The sequence below is a fragment of the Staphylococcus auricularis genome, assembly GCF_051172115.1.
Taxonomy (GTDB): Bacteria; Bacillota; Bacilli; order Staphylococcales; family Staphylococcaceae; genus Staphylococcus; species Staphylococcus auricularis_A.
Map to the genome: position 1 here is coordinate 195829 of NZ_JBPIZN010000003.1, position 16650 is coordinate 212478.

The 16650-nt window shown below is 37.8% G+C and carries 13 protein-coding genes; 4 read left to right on the top strand and 9 right to left on the bottom strand.

Annotated features, from left to right (window positions below; genetic code table 11):
* Nucleotides 1-77: 77 nt before the first annotated feature.
* From ACSBRB_RS07375 to ACSBRB_RS07385, 3 genes are all read right to left on the bottom strand, one after another.
* Nucleotides 78-1271 carry an MFS transporter gene (locus ACSBRB_RS07375; protein WP_435032259.1) on the bottom strand — a complete coding sequence of 398 codons (1194 nt, stop codon included), beginning with the start codon at nucleotides 1269-1271 and terminating at the stop codon, nucleotides 78-80.
* A gap of 165 nt (nucleotides 1272-1436) precedes the next feature.
* On the bottom strand, nucleotides 1437-2810 hold the full coding sequence (locus ACSBRB_RS07380) for an MFS transporter (protein ID WP_435032260.1): 1374 nt from the start codon (nucleotides 2808-2810) through the stop codon (nucleotides 1437-1439).
* A gap of 270 nt (nucleotides 2811-3080) precedes the next feature.
* A complete protein-coding gene (locus ACSBRB_RS07385) occupies nucleotides 3081-3842 on the bottom strand; it encodes a CPBP family intramembrane glutamic endopeptidase (RefSeq protein WP_435032261.1) in 762 nt (253 codons plus the stop codon).
* 262 nt (nucleotides 3843-4104) lie between these two features.
* Here ACSBRB_RS07385 and ACSBRB_RS07390 point away from each other — a divergent pair, with 262 nt between their 5' ends.
* The 3 genes from ACSBRB_RS07390 (at nucleotide 4105) to ACSBRB_RS07400 (ending at nucleotide 9549) form a co-directional block, all read left to right on the top strand.
* A complete protein-coding gene (locus ACSBRB_RS07390) occupies nucleotides 4105-5103 on the top strand; it encodes a M42 family metallopeptidase (RefSeq protein WP_435032262.1) in 999 nt (332 codons plus the stop codon).
* A gap of 682 nt (nucleotides 5104-5785) precedes the next feature.
* Entirely contained in the window at nucleotides 5786-7315 is a 1530-nt protein-coding gene (ppx, locus tag ACSBRB_RS07395) for an exopolyphosphatase (RefSeq protein ID WP_435032263.1), read from the top strand.
* A 68-nt stretch (nucleotides 7316-7383) separates the two neighbouring features.
* Entirely contained in the window at nucleotides 7384-9549 is a 2166-nt protein-coding gene (locus ACSBRB_RS07400; protein ID WP_435032264.1) for an RNA degradosome polyphosphate kinase, read from the top strand.
* Between the two features lie 50 nt (nucleotides 9550-9599).
* Here the strand turns inward: ACSBRB_RS07400 and ACSBRB_RS07405 are convergent, their stop codons facing one another.
* Entirely contained in the window at nucleotides 9600-10415 is an 816-nt protein-coding gene (locus tag ACSBRB_RS07405) for a hypothetical protein (RefSeq protein ID WP_435032266.1), read from the bottom strand.
* A 168-nt stretch (nucleotides 10416-10583) separates the two neighbouring features.
* On the opposite strand from ACSBRB_RS07405, the gene ACSBRB_RS07410 reads away from it, so the two are divergent.
* On the top strand, nucleotides 10584-10859 hold the full coding sequence (locus ACSBRB_RS07410; protein ID WP_435032267.1) for a DUF1413 domain-containing protein: 276 nt from the start codon (nucleotides 10584-10586) through the stop codon (nucleotides 10857-10859).
* A gap of 235 nt (nucleotides 10860-11094) precedes the next feature.
* Here ACSBRB_RS07410 and ACSBRB_RS07415 read toward each other — a convergent pair whose 3' ends face one another.
* From ACSBRB_RS07415 to ACSBRB_RS07435, 5 genes are all read right to left on the bottom strand, one after another.
* A complete protein-coding gene (locus tag ACSBRB_RS07415; protein WP_059107426.1) occupies nucleotides 11095-11283 on the bottom strand; it encodes a hypothetical protein in 189 nt (62 codons plus the stop codon).
* Nucleotides 11284-11486: 203 nt separating this feature from the next.
* Complete coding sequence (locus tag ACSBRB_RS07420) at nucleotides 11487-12845, bottom strand: gluconate:H+ symporter (RefSeq protein ID WP_435032268.1); 1359 nt, start codon at nucleotides 12843-12845, stop codon at nucleotides 11487-11489.
* A gap of 154 nt (nucleotides 12846-12999) precedes the next feature.
* Nucleotides 13000-14553: a gluconokinase gene (gene gntK, locus ACSBRB_RS07425; RefSeq protein WP_435032269.1), complete on the bottom strand. Its 1554-nt coding sequence runs from the start codon at nucleotides 14551-14553 to the stop codon at nucleotides 13000-13002.
* Nucleotides 14554-14596: 43 nt separating this feature from the next.
* Nucleotides 14597-15274 carry a GntR family transcriptional regulator gene (locus ACSBRB_RS07430; protein ID WP_435032270.1) on the bottom strand — a complete coding sequence of 226 codons (678 nt, stop codon included), beginning with the start codon at nucleotides 15272-15274 and terminating at the stop codon, nucleotides 14597-14599.
* Between the two features lie 325 nt (nucleotides 15275-15599).
* Nucleotides 15600-16565 carry an arsenic resistance protein gene (locus ACSBRB_RS07435; protein WP_435032271.1) on the bottom strand — a complete coding sequence of 322 codons (966 nt, stop codon included), beginning with the start codon at nucleotides 16563-16565 and terminating at the stop codon, nucleotides 15600-15602.
* Nucleotides 16566-16650: the final 85 nt, after the last annotated feature.

Consider the following 16650-nt stretch of genomic DNA (forward strand, 5'->3'; position numbering starts at 1 on the left):
ATAGCTTCATTCACGCCACATCGCTTTACCCTTTTTATTTTTAAAAATCAATCCATTCCTCGTATGAGCTGTCTTTGTTATTTTGTCGTTGCTTGATAATGATGGACTTTTTTCAAACTGATCACAAGTAATAATGCTAACAGTGCAATACCGGCACTAAAGTAAGTCGTCGCAAAGACATTTAAATGAGATACGACAAGTCCACCTATCATGCCACCGACACCAATACCGGCGTTTAAACTAGACATATTCCAACTCATCACTTGGCTCGTGTCCCCTTCTACGTGTTCAATGAGACCACTTTGGACTGCAGGATTTGTACTCCATTGCATGATGTTCCAAATAAAGATAATGATAAGCAATGTCACACTAAGTGAAAGGAACCAGTTTAAAATCCCAACCGAAATCATGAAACAAGTCACAGCAACGAGTAACCAACGTTTACTTGTAAATCGATCAGATAAGAAACCACCCATGGATGTACCAATGACACCAGCTACACCGTTAATTAACAATGCGACTGAGACAAAGGTTAAACTATGGCCGCTATTTAACATCAGTGGATTAATATAAATAAACGTGATGGAATTGGCAACCAATAATAAGAACGTAATGATAATATATTTTGTAACTTCAGCAGGACGCAAGATACGTGAAGGCGCCTCTGCTTTATCACTGTTATTCGCTACAGGTTGTGCAGCGGCTTGATATGTATTTAACTCTCTCACTGAAGGAAGATGGATTAACATGAGGAGACCTGCAAGCACACTCACACTAACAATAAATACGAAAGTGAAACGCCAGCCGATGAAATCTCCAATCATCGTACCGATTGGCACACCTAACACATTCGCCCCACTAAAACCTGAATAAACAATGCCGAGCATTTTCCCTCTATTTTGTGGTGTAGTAAGTAGTGTCGTTAACGCCAATGTTTTAACGACAATAAGTGAAGCTGCAGCAGAAGATAAAATCCGTCCGATTACTAATATCGTAAAGTTAGGCGCCACTGCAATAATTAAATTACCAATCGCGAACGCCAACAACGTATAAAGTAAAACATATCTCGGTGAATAACGTTCTGTTAATTTAACTAAAATGGGCCCCGAAATTGCAAACGTAATCGCATAAATCGTGATCAATTGTCCAATCACCGCTTCTGATATATGTAAATCGGCACTCATTAAATTCATGATTCCTGCAACCATCATTTCTACCATGCCGACGATAAAGACACTCAAGATGAACGTGATTGTTCTCATCACAGTCATACGTTTCACTCCCTTATTTTTCTCTCGTAATCCTATTATAAAACAACTGTTTATTCTTAAAATAATAAAACACTTTATCCAATTGATACAACCTTAATTTTATAAAAAGAATGAGCCGCCGACCCTTTAAAGGATCAAACGACTCAAAAAATATTTCACTCGCAGTTAAGCTTTAATATGTTTAGGTATAATCACATAAGCTGAAAGCACACCGATTAACATTAAGATGACGCCAAACCAAAAGGCACCTGATGCAGCTGCACTCATAGTGAAAAAGTTTTGGAAGATGGTATATAGCGTAGGAACGAGCGCTAAACCAAATGCGCCGCCTAACGTTGCACCCATTTTATATAAGCCTGTTGCGAAACTGACTTTTTCTTGCGGCATGTTAAAGATCGCAATCGTAAGTCCTGGTGTTGCGACAAGACCTGTACCAATCGCACAGATGACGAAACCAATTGTGACGACGGCAATATAAATCGGTTGCGGTAAGAATGTCATACTGATGAGGACCACACCAATCGCTGGGAAAAGCGGCCCTGCGATTAACATATTTTTACCACCGTAAATATTAATTGCTTTTTCACCAATACGTACCATCGCAATCGCCATGATGACATACGGCACAGTTACAAGACCTGTTTGAACCTCACTCATGCCAAAAGCCTGTTGCGCATACATATTGAACACCACGGTTGTCCCTATACCGGTGTTGACAATAAAGTTATTCAACGTTGAACCCATAAATGCTCTATTTTTAAGAATACTGAAATCGATAAATGGGTGACGTAGTTTACGTTCGAAAAAGTAAAGGACGACGAATGAAAGAATAGCAACTACTAATAATGAAAGTGTTAAGATACTGAGTAACCCAAATTGAAGACCTTCAGTTAATAGCACATTAATACTCATGATAAATATCGCAAAAACGACCATGCCGACATAGTCGAATTTTCGTGTTTCGACGGTCACTTTGTTTTCTTTCACTCGACTTAAAATGACAAGTGCAATCACTGAGATGATAATAGAAATGATAAAGTTAGCTTGCCAATTTAAGAAAACTGAGATCGCACCACCTACTACAGAAGCAAATCCTACGCCCCCTACTGTCACAATCATGAGATAACTTAACGCTTTTCTTAAGTTCTCTTCTTCAAATTGTGTAGACAATAGTCCTACGGTTGCAGGTAATAAAATAGCTGCAGAGAGCCCTTGGAACACACGTCCAATCAATAAAAATGCGGTTAAAGGTGTCACGATTAATAAAATACAACCGATAATATTGAGTAGTAACCCTATGATAACTAATTTCAAATTACCGATGCGGTCCGCCACATCTCCCGCAAGTACCATCAATAAGCCTGTAGTAAATGAAACGAGGCTGATAGCTAAGTTTAACGTTGAATCTGATATATTAAATGTCTGTTGAACACTACCACCAATATTGACGAAAGACTGCGCAAAAAGCCAATACGTCAACACTGCGAGACAGACGGCTAAGACGAGTTTACCGTCATATCTTTTATGTCCTTTATCCATAATGTAAGACTCCTTTAGTGAGAATTTTAATTGATAAACGTTATCAATTAAACAACATTTTAGCACGTTTCTATGTAAATCACTATATCGATTTACATAAAAATATGCAGGTTTTTGAAGCAACTTCAACCCTGTCAAATAAGGCTGTTTGCTCACCTTCACTATGAGAGTAGCTGGTTTGAATTAAGATGCCGTTTCCTAACTGAATATATATCCGATCAAACACAAACATATTTCTAAATTACGTCGCATGCACATTTGCTTCTTATCTTAAAACAATAGAATCGAAATAAATGAAATACAGTTATTGAGTGCATGGAATGTAAATGATACTGCGATGTTTTTGCCTGATTTAAAGTAGACAAATACAATGCCTAAAGCCATGATTAAATACGTTCCAATTTCAAATGGAGAACTAGCCCCTATGCAATGTGCCCCTGCGAATAATACGACTGATAAAATACCTGCAATCACATATGTAATCCGTTTACCGAGTTCGTGAATGATAATATGTCTAAAGAGTAATTCCTCCATCATTGGTGTAACAATGACAATATCTAAAAATAGAATGGGTAAAAGCCAATTATTTTGGAACATATCTAGAATTAATTGTTGATTCTCTGTTTCTTCATAACTTAACGATTCAGGTAAAAATTGTACGAGCCATTCGTAAATATTTTCAAGCGCCAAGACAACTACAAACGTAAGTACAATCATTAAAATATAAGGTTTAACTTCTTTAAATCGTTGTTTCGTCACTTGCACCAGGTGATGCTGTGTATGCATTAAATAAAATGAAAATAAGATAAGTAAATTTGCTGTGAGTCCACCTATAACTGTAATGGTGTTCTCGCTAAATAATCCCCCTGGATAGATGATTAAATTGGCGAAAAACAAAATAAAAATGACCACAACTGGTATGATCAAATAAATCGGCCACAACCAGAAATCACGTTTCATCATAGATTGCTGTTGCCAAGCACTAAGTTGTTGATTATCTGACTCATGATTAAGTGTCTCGTTATTTGGCATGCGACAACTCCCTTTCAAAAATGTAATAACAATATAACACGATTTAATGCGATTATCTATATTACATCGTTAGTTATACTGTTTAAGTATATGTTTGATTTATGTATACCACAATATTTCTTCTTGTCTTATTTTAATGCACTCATACTAAAAGTTTTTTGACTTTTCTATAAAAACAGAGGTTAAAAGAAGCAAATTTCATAACTACCAACTTTTTTAATGCTAAAATGACACTTATATAATAAAAGAGGAGGTTCTTTACGTGACAAATTCAATTGATTTATTGAAATCATTATCTCAAACTGATGGCATTGCTGGACACGAACATGATGTCAAAGCATTAATGCATGACTACTTATCACCTGTCAGTGATGAAATCGTAGAAGATCAATTAGGTGGCATCTATGGTAAAAGAAATGCTACAAACGGTTCAAGATCACTTATGGTTACGGGTCACTTAGATGAAGTTGGCTTTATCATTACTTACATTGATGAAAATGGCTTTATTCGTTTTACTACAGCAGGTGGCTGGTGGAGCCAAGTGATGCTATCTCAAAAAGAACGAAATCAAACGGTAGATATTAAAGAAATGTTTATTGATATCGGCGCAAAAGATAAAGCAGAAGTTGAAGCACTTGGCATTGAAGTTGGGAACATGGTGACACCGTATAGTGAATTTGAAACATTAGCGAACAATCAATACATCACGTCAAAAGCATTTGATAACCGTTATGGTTGTGCACTTGCAGTAGATGTCTTAAATAATCTTAAAGATGAATCTATTGATATCAACCTCTATTCTGGTGCAGACGTTCAAGAAGAAGTAGGTTTACGTGGTGCCAAAGTTGCAGCTCAAACTGTAAAACCTGACTTAGCACTTGCGATTGATGTTGCTATTTCATATGACACTCCAGGTTTATCTGGACAATTAAGCGACACAAAACTTGGGGATGGTCCAGTTGGAATTATTATGGACTCTTCTAATATTGGTCACACTGGCTTAATTAAACAAATTAAGAAAGTGGCTAAAGCACATAACATCCCTGTTCAATGGGATTCAACTATAGGTGGCGGAACAGATGCCGGTAGCATTCATGTAGCAAACGAAGGCATCCCAACCTTATCTTTAGGTATTGCATTACGTTACATGCATTCCAACGTTTCAGTCATCCATACCGAAGACTACCAACGTTCAGTAGAACTCGTTACAGAATTCGTGAAATCACTCAATGATGAAGTCGTAGAAAAAATAATATGGTAAAAAAAGCATGGAGAATGCGGTTAAGATTCGAGCAAAAACAAATGATGAGCAAAACTGATTTGTAGTTTTGTCGAATCATGCGTTTTTTGCCGAGAATCTTGCATTCGGAATGCCGTCTATGTAAGCGACACTTAAGGTTTAGGATTGGAGCAGAACGGAGCGATGAGCAAAAGTGTTCTCCAACTTTTGTCGAATCGCAAGCGTTTCTGCCGAGAATCCTGCTTCTTGAATGCCGTCCATGTATGCGACACTACATTTTTGAATGCGGTTTAGATTCGAGCAAAAACAAATGATGAGCAAAACTGATTTGTAGTTTTGTCGAATCGCGAGCGTTTTTGCCGAGAATCTTGCATTCGGAATACCGTCCATGTAACCGGCACTTAAGGTTTAGGATTTAAGCATTACGCTGCGTTTTGTCGAGCTTTGTTTTGCATAATCCCTCTTTACAAGAGTAGGACTACGAAATTCAATATTTCTGTCCTGCTCTTTTTTCTATCTCATATTTTCTACATCTTACACCCCAAAACTGAAGCATCATCACCTGTTTTGGCCCCCTCCCCAAAAAGTGTGACAAAGTTATTGAATTTTCTTGCAATCATACATGTCAAATCGCGTGTAATCATGTAAAATAAAAGTAGTAGGAAATCACTTATTCCTCAGATGATTTAGGAGGTTCAATTTAATGGAACGCTTAGGATTAATAGACATTGGCTCAAATACGATCAGACTTGTTATATTCGAATTTGATCATGATACAGGTTTGAATGAAATATTAAACATCAAGACTCCCGCAAGATTAAGCCAATACTTAGATGACGACTTAGCCATGACAGATGACGGTATTCAGGTTTTAAAAGAAACATTACATAGCTTCAAATATGTCGCAAAGCAATTTGAAGTCGAACAACTCCACCCTATCGCCACTGCAGCCATTCGTCAATCTACCAACCGCAAAGACATCGTAAAATACATCAAAAAACAACTAGATATTTCCATTCAAATTATATCTGAAAGTGAAGAAGCCTTTTATGGTTTCTATGCGATTGCCCATACAACTGGCATCGATAACGGAATTTCTGTCGATATCGGCGGTGGTTCAACTGAAGTGACACTATTCGAAAATAAAGAATTAAAGGAATCTTATAGTTTTCCTTTCGGTGTCGTGACGTTAAACCGTAAATTCTTTGACGGCAAGGATCATAACGACAAGTCAGCAATCAAAGATATGGAGAAGTTCTTAGCTAAACAATTCAAACAACTAGATTGGTTGGATGACCAAGAAGTCGCCCTAGTCGGTATTGGTGGCTCAGCGCGTAACGTGGCTCGCATTCATCAATCTGCTCATGATTACCCAATCGGGGGCGTACACAATTATACGATGACAGAAGAAAGCATCCACGAAGTCTTTAACTTAATCAAAAAGAGTTCCCGTGATGATTTAAAAGATTTAGATGGCTTAAGTCGAGATCGTGTCGATATTATCTTACCAGCTGTTAGCGTATTCAAAACGCTCTATAAACAAATCGACGCCAAACAATTTACCTTTTCATGCAAAGGGTTACGTGAAGGCTACATCATGAAAATCATCAACGAACGTTATCCAAATGAATTCGACAAGTCCGAAATCAGACGTGATGCATTACGTCATTTAGCCAATGAATATGGTGTAGAGGAAGCGAATGCATATCAACGTATGAAACTAGCCCAATCTATCCTATCCCAAGTCCTAAACTTTAGTAAATTAGAGATCAGCGATGATGAACAACAACTCTTTGAAGAAGCCGCATATCTGTATTACTTAGGTAGTTTTATAGACTCAGACTCTAGCTCACCCCATACATACTACCTTATTGCTAACTCCATGATCGATGGGTTCAAACATCATGATCGGGTGAAATTAGCACTACTCGCAAGTTTTAAAAATAAATCTCTACTCAAGTTTTACAGCCATGAAACCAAGTGGCTTAGCTCCAAAGATTTAGAACATTTACAAGCATTAGGTGGTTTCATTAAATTTGCCAATGCACTAAACATTTCGCATACCAATGCGGTCAACAAAGTGAAATTAGAAGAAACAGACGATAAAGATTATACACTGTATGTTTACTATCAAGGCGAACCGATTGCTGAAAAATACCAAGCACATAGACAGAAGAAACATATAGAAAAATGGTTGAAAGGCAAGCTATCCATCGTTTTTACAAATTCTTAATATTTTTATGATATGTTAGCTATAGAGTAGCATGTAATTTAGACTATGAACGAGGTGTTGGAAGCTATATGCAAAATCAATTGGGAGATAAGGATTTAAACAATCCGGAATATTACAACAACCGTGAATTGAGCTGGTTGGACTTTAATTTACGTGTGCTACAAGAAGCAAGTGATAAAACGAATCCATTATTGGAACAACTTAATTTTACCTCCATATTCAGCTCAAACTTAGATGAGTTCTTTATGGTACGTGTAGCTGGGTTAAAAGACCAAGTGAAATTAGGATTTGACAAACCTGAAAACAAAGCGCAACTCACACCACAAGAACAACTAGACAAAATCAAAGAGAAAAACACGAAATATGTCGACTTACAATATGAGCGCTACAACGAGTTAGTTGACGAACTACACGAACACCAAGTTGATATTGTAAGACCCGAAGATTTACCTGAGTCATTACTTGAACAGTTGGAATCAGACTTCAAATTAAGCATCCTTCCTACTTTGACACCACTAGGTATCGATGCTTACCATCCGTTTCCAAAATTAAATAATAAAAGCCTCAATGTCTTTGTTGATATCGACACTGAAGATGCGATTAATTCAGCCATTGTACAAATTCCTTCATTAATTCCACGCTTTTTAGCATTAAATGAAGGCAACAAACAGTACATAGTTATGATTGAGGATGTCATTACACATTTCATCAACTACTTATTCGCTGGTTTCGAAGTATTGAATACATTCACGTTCCGCATTACAAGAAACGCCGATTTAACAATTCATGAAGATGGGGCAGAAGATTTACTTATCGAAATTGAACGTTTCTTAAAAGAGCGTAAAAGTGGTTCAGCCGTGCGTCTAGAGGTAGACGGACGTACAGCAGAATATGACGATATCGCATGGATTGCGAATCAACTTGAAGTTGATGAAAAAGATGTTTACTTCTTAGATGGCCCACTCGATTTAACGATGCTTTCTGATTTAGTAGATCATCTATCACATAAATTAAATCATCTGACTTACGAAAAATATACACCACAAGTACCACGTTCTTTAGGTAATCATGATGTTTATGATTTATCATTACAACGTGATATTTTCTTCCACCATCCATACGAATCATTCGAACCAATTGTTGACTTCATCCGTGAAGCTGCAGATGATCCAAATACCATTGCGATTAAACAAACATTATATCGTGTAAGTAAAGATTCACCAATCATCAACAGCTTAAAAGAAGCGGCTGAAAAAGGTAAACAAGTCACAGTACTTGTAGAATTGAAAGCCCGCTTTGATGAAGAAAACAACGTTCACTGGGCACGTATGTTAGAAGATGCTGGGTGTCACGTAATCTATGGTATGACACACTTAAAAACACATAGTAAAATCGCACTCGTTGTCAAACGTGTATCTAATCAACTCGTATCATTTGTTCACTTAGGTACAGGTAACTATAACGATAAAACGGCGAAACTTTATACTGATATGGGTCTCATTACTACAAACAAAGAAATCGCTGAAGATGCCATCAACTTCTTCAATTATCTCAGCGGTTACTCTGTCAAACCTGAGTACAATAAATTGATTGTTGCACCGTTTGATATCCGTGATGTATTCATTTCACATATTGATGATGAAATTGAAGCACAGAAAAAATACGGTAACGGTAAAATCATCATGAAAATGAACTCACTTACCGATAAAGACATTATCTTGAAATTATTTGAAGCGTCACAGGCAGGCGTTAAAGTTCAAATGATTATTCGTGGTATTTGTTGCTTGAAACCAGGTATTCCTGGCGTCAGCGAAAATATCGAAGTTGTTAGTGTGGTTGGACGTTTCTTAGAACACTCACGTATTTACTACTTCCACAATAACGGTAACGAACGCATTTACTTATCTTCTGCAGATGCGATGACACGTAACATGATCAAACGTGTGGAAATCTTATTCCCTGTTGAAGATCAAACGATTGCATCTCGCTTATTAGATTACTTAAACCTTCAATTATCCGATAATCAAAAAGGACGTTATCAAGATTCTTCAGGTAATTATCACTATGTCGATAATGATTTAGAACCTGTAAGTTCTCAAAATTACCTCATGGAATCAGCCATCGAATACGGTCAAAAATTAAAAAAAGAAGCTACACAACCCGCGGGTACACCCGTTCAATCCCGCAATAACAACAGTTGGTTTGCGAGACTCAAAAATTCATTTAGAAAATAATGAGCCGTAAATCTTTAGCCATCTTAACCCGATAGGTTAAGGTGGCTTTTTTATGTGCTGGAATATCTTAAATCATATTTGAATCCCCACATGACAATGCCGTGCAGTGGAAATTGTGTGAAGCGGTACAGCCACCATGGTAACTGAGGTTCAAAGTCGACCAATGCCGTATAAGCTGATGGTTGTCCTGCAACCTTATAAAAACGAAACGATGCTTTCCCGACACATGATTGCTTCACTAACCTTCCTCCAGAAATCGTGATTACTTGTTGAAAGGCCTCCTCACGTTCTATATGCATGCGAATTAAATCTATATTCAAACCTTTTAAACGGAGCGTTACGTTTGAGTCATCCATAGAAACATCTACTAAACCTAACGTCACGCGTGATAGATAATGAAAATATCTCTTCATCATATGAAACCCATCCATCTCCGCTGGCGCATTCAAATGCTGAATCGAGTGTACCCTTTTAGGTTGTTGAGAACGTTGAGATTTTCCATGTGTCTTCAACATAGATCTCGCCACACGATACATATGGAGATGAGTATTTTGAAAGGCTTGTTCAAGCTCACTTCCATGATGGACAATCACTACTTTTTGGGATAAATCATGAGCTATTCGAGCAATATGTGTGAGTTGGAGACAATGGATGTCACGCTTTTTACCTTGTAAGGTGCCTAGGGGTAACGCATCATCATTCACAAGATAAATAATCGTCTCAAAAGCACGTAACAATTCATAGTCAGCATTTAATATAACGTTTTGTGATGCTTGGCTCACTCGGACGGTGTGGTGGCGTTCTTGTAATTTATGTATTAACGTTTCTCCTATTTTACAAGCTCCACCAATCATTAATATGTTCATGACTTATCCCCACCTTTTTGAAACCTTATTCGTATCATTTTCTCGATTCATTATATCATTTAGACATTTCAGAAAATAACTACGCATATATCGCATAATTACGCGAAGTGCGATAAAATAGAACTATTCAAACTAACGGACATTTTATAGGCATGGAGGGATAAATACATGAAAGATTTTGAACAACGTGTAGAAGCTTTACGACAAAAGAAAGCGAGAACAAGTTTTGATTTTCATTTTGACGAATTATACTCTGAAGACGAATGGTTAAGCATCTCAATGAAAGAACAAAAAGATTTAGAACGCGCATTTCGTAGCTACGTAGATAAATGTAGTCAAATTCGAATTCCCGCTGAAAGTAAAGATAAAATTCGCTTCCGTATCTTCAACACACTCTATTCTTATAACGAAGTGAAAAAGAACTTTAAACAATACGTCATCTAATACGCCTCAACATCGAAACAACAGTAAAGCTACCCTCAGTTGTCATTCCACAACATGGGTAGCTTTTTGTCTATATTAAAATAAGGCTCTCAAACATACTAAAGCCCACATACCACGAGGCAGAAGTATGCAGGCTTTCTAACTAAACAATAAATCATTATATAGGGCGTTTCAACATCATGAAAGGAAGTCATTTCTTCTTTCTGAAAATAGTTTGTTTAAGATGGCATTATGTTTAACTCTTAACGGGCATTTTTTGGAGTCCATAATGATAAATTCGTTCTGCATCTATATAACATATATAATCAATGCTTCGGTAACCATCTTTGAGGTCATTAATCACACCTTGGTTCACGCCTGTGTGACTGTGAATCTCATAGCTACTCTCATCAGAGAAAATAACTGCTTCTATAATTTCTCTCATCATAATCACTCCTGTTATCAGCTTTAATGATGCGATCCATTACATCTTTTATATTACAACGCATCATTCGAACTTTAAAGGGTTTTGTGATATATTTCACAAAAAAGTCACGATTCATTTTGGCTCTTTTTGAAGCTCTTATTCTACAAAAAAGAAGCAGCTTTACCCCTTGATAAAACCGCTTCAATCCTTCGATGATTTAATTATACAAACAAGCTGATAAATAAAATGAATATGATACCTGAAACAGAAATAATCGTTTCAAGTAGTGACCATGTGAGGAAGGTTTCCTTCACCGTTAAGCCGAAGTATTCTTTAAACATCCAGAAGCCTGCATCATTCACGTGAGACAGAATAATACTACCTGCGCCAATTGCGAGGACAACGAGAGCCATATTAACGTCTGACGCTTGTAGTAACGGAAGCACAATCCCTGTAGATGAAATGGCTGCAATCGTAGCAGAACCTAACGCAATACGTAATACTGCAGCGACCATCCACGCAAGTAAGATTGGTGACATGTGACTGCCTTCGAATAATGTAGAAATTGTATCACCAACGCCTCCATCGATAAGCACTTGTTTAAAGGTACCGCCACCACCGATGATGAGTAGCATCATACCTATCGGATAAATGGCATTCGATACAGAATCCATGATGTCATTGAGCTTTCTACCTTGTTGAAGTCCCATAGAAAAGAGCGCAAATAATACGGCAATCAACATGGCAGTTCCTGCTGACCCGATAAAGTACACGGCAGCTTCAAAGACGTTGGTTGCTTCATCGTGTCCTGTGATCAGTTCTACAATCGTAGAAAAAAGCATTAAAATGACAGGCAAGATCGCCGTTAAAATACTCAAACCAAAACTAGGCATCTCTTCTTGCGTAAATTCTTTTTGTGCACCAATCGCTGAAATATCACCTTCTCGGTTGTATGCAGTTGGCACAATTTTTTCAGCCACTTTATTAAACAGAGGACCAGCAATGATTGTCACTGGAATTGCGATAATAATACCAAACATTAAGACTTGTCCCAAATTCGCTTCTAGTTCCTTAGCAATGACAACGGGTCCAGGATGCGGTGGTAAAAAGCCATGTGTGACTGACAGCGCTACAACCATAGGTAAACCGAGTTTCAATTGTGAGACATTCGCACGTTTTGCGATCGTGAAGACAAGTGGGATCAAGAGAACGAGTCCGACTTCAAAAAATAGCGCAATACCGACGATAAACGCCGCAACAATCATCGCCCATTGCACATGCTTCAAACCAAACTTATCAATCAATGTATCCGCAATACGCGTTGCGCCGCCACCATCTGACAGTAATTTGCCGAGAATCGCACCCAGTCCAAAGATCAAAGCAATATGCCCTAGGGTGCTTCCCATCCCTTCTTCGACCGTATCAATAATTTGGTCGAGTGGCATGCCTAAAATAATCGCAGTAACAACAGAGGTCACAATAAGGGCAATAAAAGTATTTAATTTACAAAAGATAATCAATACGAGTAGTAATAAAACGCCGATAACGACGCTCGCGAGTGGCCAAATCGTTTCAAACATCATCCAACACTCCCTTAACTTAATAAATAAAAACATGTTTACGTGTGTGAATCATTTCTATATCCCTGTGACATGTTCAACTTCCATTGTGCGTTTGAGAGGTGACCCCCTGACATGATAGTGTCACCTTCTCGATGGTATAAGTGACTCAATATTAATGTGATGCATCATCGTTCATGTGCTCACGCTGAAATGCTGTAATTTGTGAAAATGGATCACTCATCGAACGACTGAGATTAATGAAGATAGTCACGAGTTGTTGGTAACGATCGACCATCTCAGGATTAGGTTGATGCTGGTACGTACTACCCACCATTTCTTCTACGGCAGAAAAATCATCAATATCACCAAGTGCCTTCATACCGAGAATGCAAGCACCTAAGCATGAGCTTTCATAGCTCTCTGGTACAGTTAATTGCGTATCAAAAATATCTGCCATCATCTGACGCCACATTTCACTTTTCGCAAAGCCACCTGTCGCTTTAATCTCTGATGGTACTTCATCCATCACTTCAACTAATGCGAGATAAACCGTATATAAGTTATAAAGGACGCCTTCCAATGCTGCACGAATCATATGTTCTTTTTTATGCGCTAATGTGAGACCAAAATAAGTGCCTCGTGCATCTGGATTCCATAGTGGTGCACGTTCTCCAGAAAAATACGGTAAAAAGATTAAACCGTCAGAGCCTGGTGCCACACGTTTAGCAATCTGTGTGAGCACGTCGTAAGGATCTACACCAAGACGACTGGCTGTTCCAACCTCACTCGCAAGTATTTCATCTCTCAACCAGCGTAAAATCACGCCACCATTATTGACAGGGCCACCAATTACATAATGATCTTCTGTTAAGACATAGCAAAAGATGCGTCCTTTTTTATCTGTACGAGGTTCATCAATCACTGTCCGTATCGCACCTGATGTGCCGATGGTTACTGCGACTTCACCTTGGTGAAAGGCATTGACGCCTAAATTTGCTAATACACCATCACTTGCCCCGATCACCACAGGCGTATTCACATCCACACCCATTAAGGCTGCATAGCGATGTTTCATCCCTGTTAAAACATGTGTAGTTGGCACAAGTTGAGGCAGTTGCTCCTCTGTGATACCTAATATATTGAGCACCTCGTTATCCCAATCTAATTGTTCTAAATTGAAGAGTCCTGTGGCAGATGCCATAGAATAATCCATCACTTGCTGTTCAAATAACTGCGCTAAAATATAAGATTTAATATCTGTATACGTTGCAGCTTTTGCATAAGTATCGGGTTGTTCATGTTTTAACCAATAGATTTTCGAAAAAGGTGTCATCGGATGAATGGGTGTGCCTGTACGTGCATAAATCGCTTGCCCTTGATGCTCATCATCAATTTTCTGTGCGTAACGACTTGCGCGATTATCTGCCCATGTGATACTTTCCGTTAAACGTTGATGCTTTTTATCTAACACGATTAAACTATGCATTTGTGCACTGAAGCTGATAAACTGAATATCTTCAGGTTGTAGCGCTTGTTCGCGAATCACGTGTTTAACTGTCATCAACACCGCATCAAAAATTTCGTCAGGATTTTCTTCTGATACGTCTACATTTGGCGTGTGAAGCGGATACTCGATACTATGTTTCGTTACATATTGTCCCTTTTTATCGTATAATACAGCTTTCGTGCTCGTGGTACCGATGTCTACGCCAATCATATATTTCATCTTCATTTTACCTCCTTAACCTTACTTTACTTTCCTTTTAACTTTATAACCAAAATCGTTCTACATCTTGTCCCACATCATCAAAGTTACGATGGAATGCTTGTTTTAATTGTGATGCATCATTTTCTGCAACAGCTGTAATATAAGCTTGGTGATTATTGTGAATACGTTCGAAATCCTGTGGTTGGTGTTCCATTCGTTTGCGCATTGAAATTAATACGAGGACTTCCATGATTGGTTTTAAATAATTCCAGAAAATCATTAAATACGTGTGATTCGAAGCGGTAATCAATGCTTCGTGAAAGAGAATATCGTGTTCAGTAAATGTTTCTGCATCGTCAAATTGAACGGCTACTTTCATCATCGCTAATTGCTTTTGCATCTCACTCACTACTGCTTTGCGATCGTCCTGTTGTAATCTCGTAAATGCGAAAGACTCTAACATAATACGTAAATCATAGAATTCTTTCTTTTCCTTGTCGTTGAAAGACAATACTGTTGCGCCCATTCTTTCGAGCTGTACAAGCTTATCTTGTTGCAGTAATTTAAATGCATCCCGCACTGGAGAACGACTGACATTATAACGTTCAGCAATTTGGTTTTCAGTCAGGTTTTCACCTGATCCAATTAAGCCAGCAACGATTTTTAACCTTAAATCAGCAGCAACCCCTTCCCCTTTCGATGCTTGCGTTAACCATTGTTCGGGATAATTTAAATCCATCGAGGAGCCTCCTCACTCTTATTTCATATACCAACCTTGTTAGGGGTGGTAAGACTATGTTGTTCAACTTGTATACAAGTATTTTAAACCCAAAACCAATTTAAAGCAAGCGCTTACATTTCAGAGAACGCTGTGCTTCTTTTTTCATAAAAAATATGAGGCAGCCTTTCCTTTTTAAGAAATCACTGCCTCACTCCATCTCTCTCTATCAAATTTTTGAAATGAATATAAGGAAGACTGCGGTATATCTAACCTTTTTAAAACGAGGACGGTGCGATTTGAACGTATGCTTTTTAAAATTATTTAAATATTTAGTTAAACACACTTATTTATATAGAAATTTGGGTATGACTTTAATATAAACCAGTTCAGCAATCAGTTCTACACATGTTTGAGTCACAATGACAGTACTCGCAATGATGCGCCATTCTCCTGGCAATGCGAATGCTAACGGCAACACGACTAAGGCATTTCTTGTACTGCTACTAAAGATGAGCGTCCGACGCATCACTGGCGTTAATCTAAACAAATGGCCGATGAGATTGGCTATAAATGGAACGAAGATGACAAAAATTAGATACACTGGCACTACGATTGCAACGATATGTACATGTTGAGCTATATAATGTATATGTGCACTGACGATACTAAATAACACCAAAGCCATCAGAGGTACGGGAAACCAATCAGAATGTACAACGAGTGAATCCACTTGGTGAGAGCGTCGACCCAATAGCTGCATTATGACTGCAAGGATAACAGGCACGAATATCACGAGCACGAAAGTATAGATAAAAGGATGGAAGTCGATTACTCGCATCGCATCTGTTGGCAAGAACATCATAAAATAAAGCGGTAATAACACCATTTGTAAGATCAATAATAAAGGTGTACTCATCAACATCATGGTCGCATTCCCTTTACCTAAGTGCGTAAACACAATGACATAATCAATACATGGACATAAGAGTACAAGATACAAACCAATTAAAATGGGTAAATCGTTGATATGCAAGACATGAATAAGCGCAAATACAAATAAAGGGATTACGATAAACTGGCTTACCAATAATGCACCAATAAACGACAAATGATGCAGTTGATCCTTCAATTTAAAAAAGGGTAATTGTAAAAACATCACCAACATGAGTAAAAATAATAAACCCACAGTAAAGGAAGAAAAATGCTTTGCGATGTCAGGCCAAAGTAAGCCAAAAATTGCAGCAATGATTACCGCACCAAAATAGATATATGCTTGATATATTTCAATCTTTTCCTTTATATTGTTCATTTCTTGTCTCACCTTGCACTTTTAATATATCTTGACTTTAACACATTTCCTACAAACCGACCTTAATATAACGGCAAAATATCTA

Coding starts and splice junctions, on each gene's coding strand:
- ACSBRB_RS07430 (WP_435032270.1), bottom strand. CDS start 15,274: ATGGATTTAAATTATCCCGAACAATGGTTAACGCAAGCATCGAAAGGG.
- ACSBRB_RS07420 (WP_435032268.1), bottom strand. CDS start 12,845: ATGTTTGAAACGATTTGGCCACTCGCGAGCGTCGTTATCGGCGTTTTA.
- ACSBRB_RS07410 (WP_435032267.1), top strand. CDS start 10,584: ATGAAAGATTTTGAACAACGTGTAGAAGCTTTACGACAAAAGAAAGCG.
- ACSBRB_RS07375 (WP_435032259.1), bottom strand. CDS start 1,271: ATGACTGTGATGAGAACAATCACGTTCATCTTGAGTGTCTTTATCGTC.
- ACSBRB_RS07385 (WP_435032261.1), bottom strand. CDS start 3,842: ATGCCAAATAACGAGACACTTAATCATGAGTCAGATAATCAACAACTT.
- ACSBRB_RS07380 (WP_435032260.1), bottom strand. CDS start 2,810: ATGGATAAAGGACATAAAAGATATGACGGTAAACTCGTCTTAGCCGTC.
- ACSBRB_RS07400 (WP_435032264.1), top strand. CDS start 7,384: ATGCAAAATCAATTGGGAGATAAGGATTTAAACAATCCGGAATATTAC.
- gntK (WP_435032269.1), bottom strand. CDS start 14,553: ATGAAATATATGATTGGCGTAGACATCGGTACCACGAGCACGAAAGCT.
- ppx (WP_435032263.1), top strand. CDS start 5,786: ATGGAACGCTTAGGATTAATAGACATTGGCTCAAATACGATCAGACTT.
- ACSBRB_RS07415 (WP_059107426.1), bottom strand. CDS start 11,283: ATGAGAGAAATTATAGAAGCAGTTATTTTCTCTGATGAGAGTAGCTAT.
- ACSBRB_RS07405 (WP_435032266.1), bottom strand. CDS start 10,415: ATGAACATATTAATGATTGGTGGAGCTTGTAAAATAGGAGAAACGTTA.
- ACSBRB_RS07435 (WP_435032271.1), bottom strand. CDS start 16,565: ATGAACAATATAAAGGAAAAGATTGAAATATATCAAGCATATATCTAT.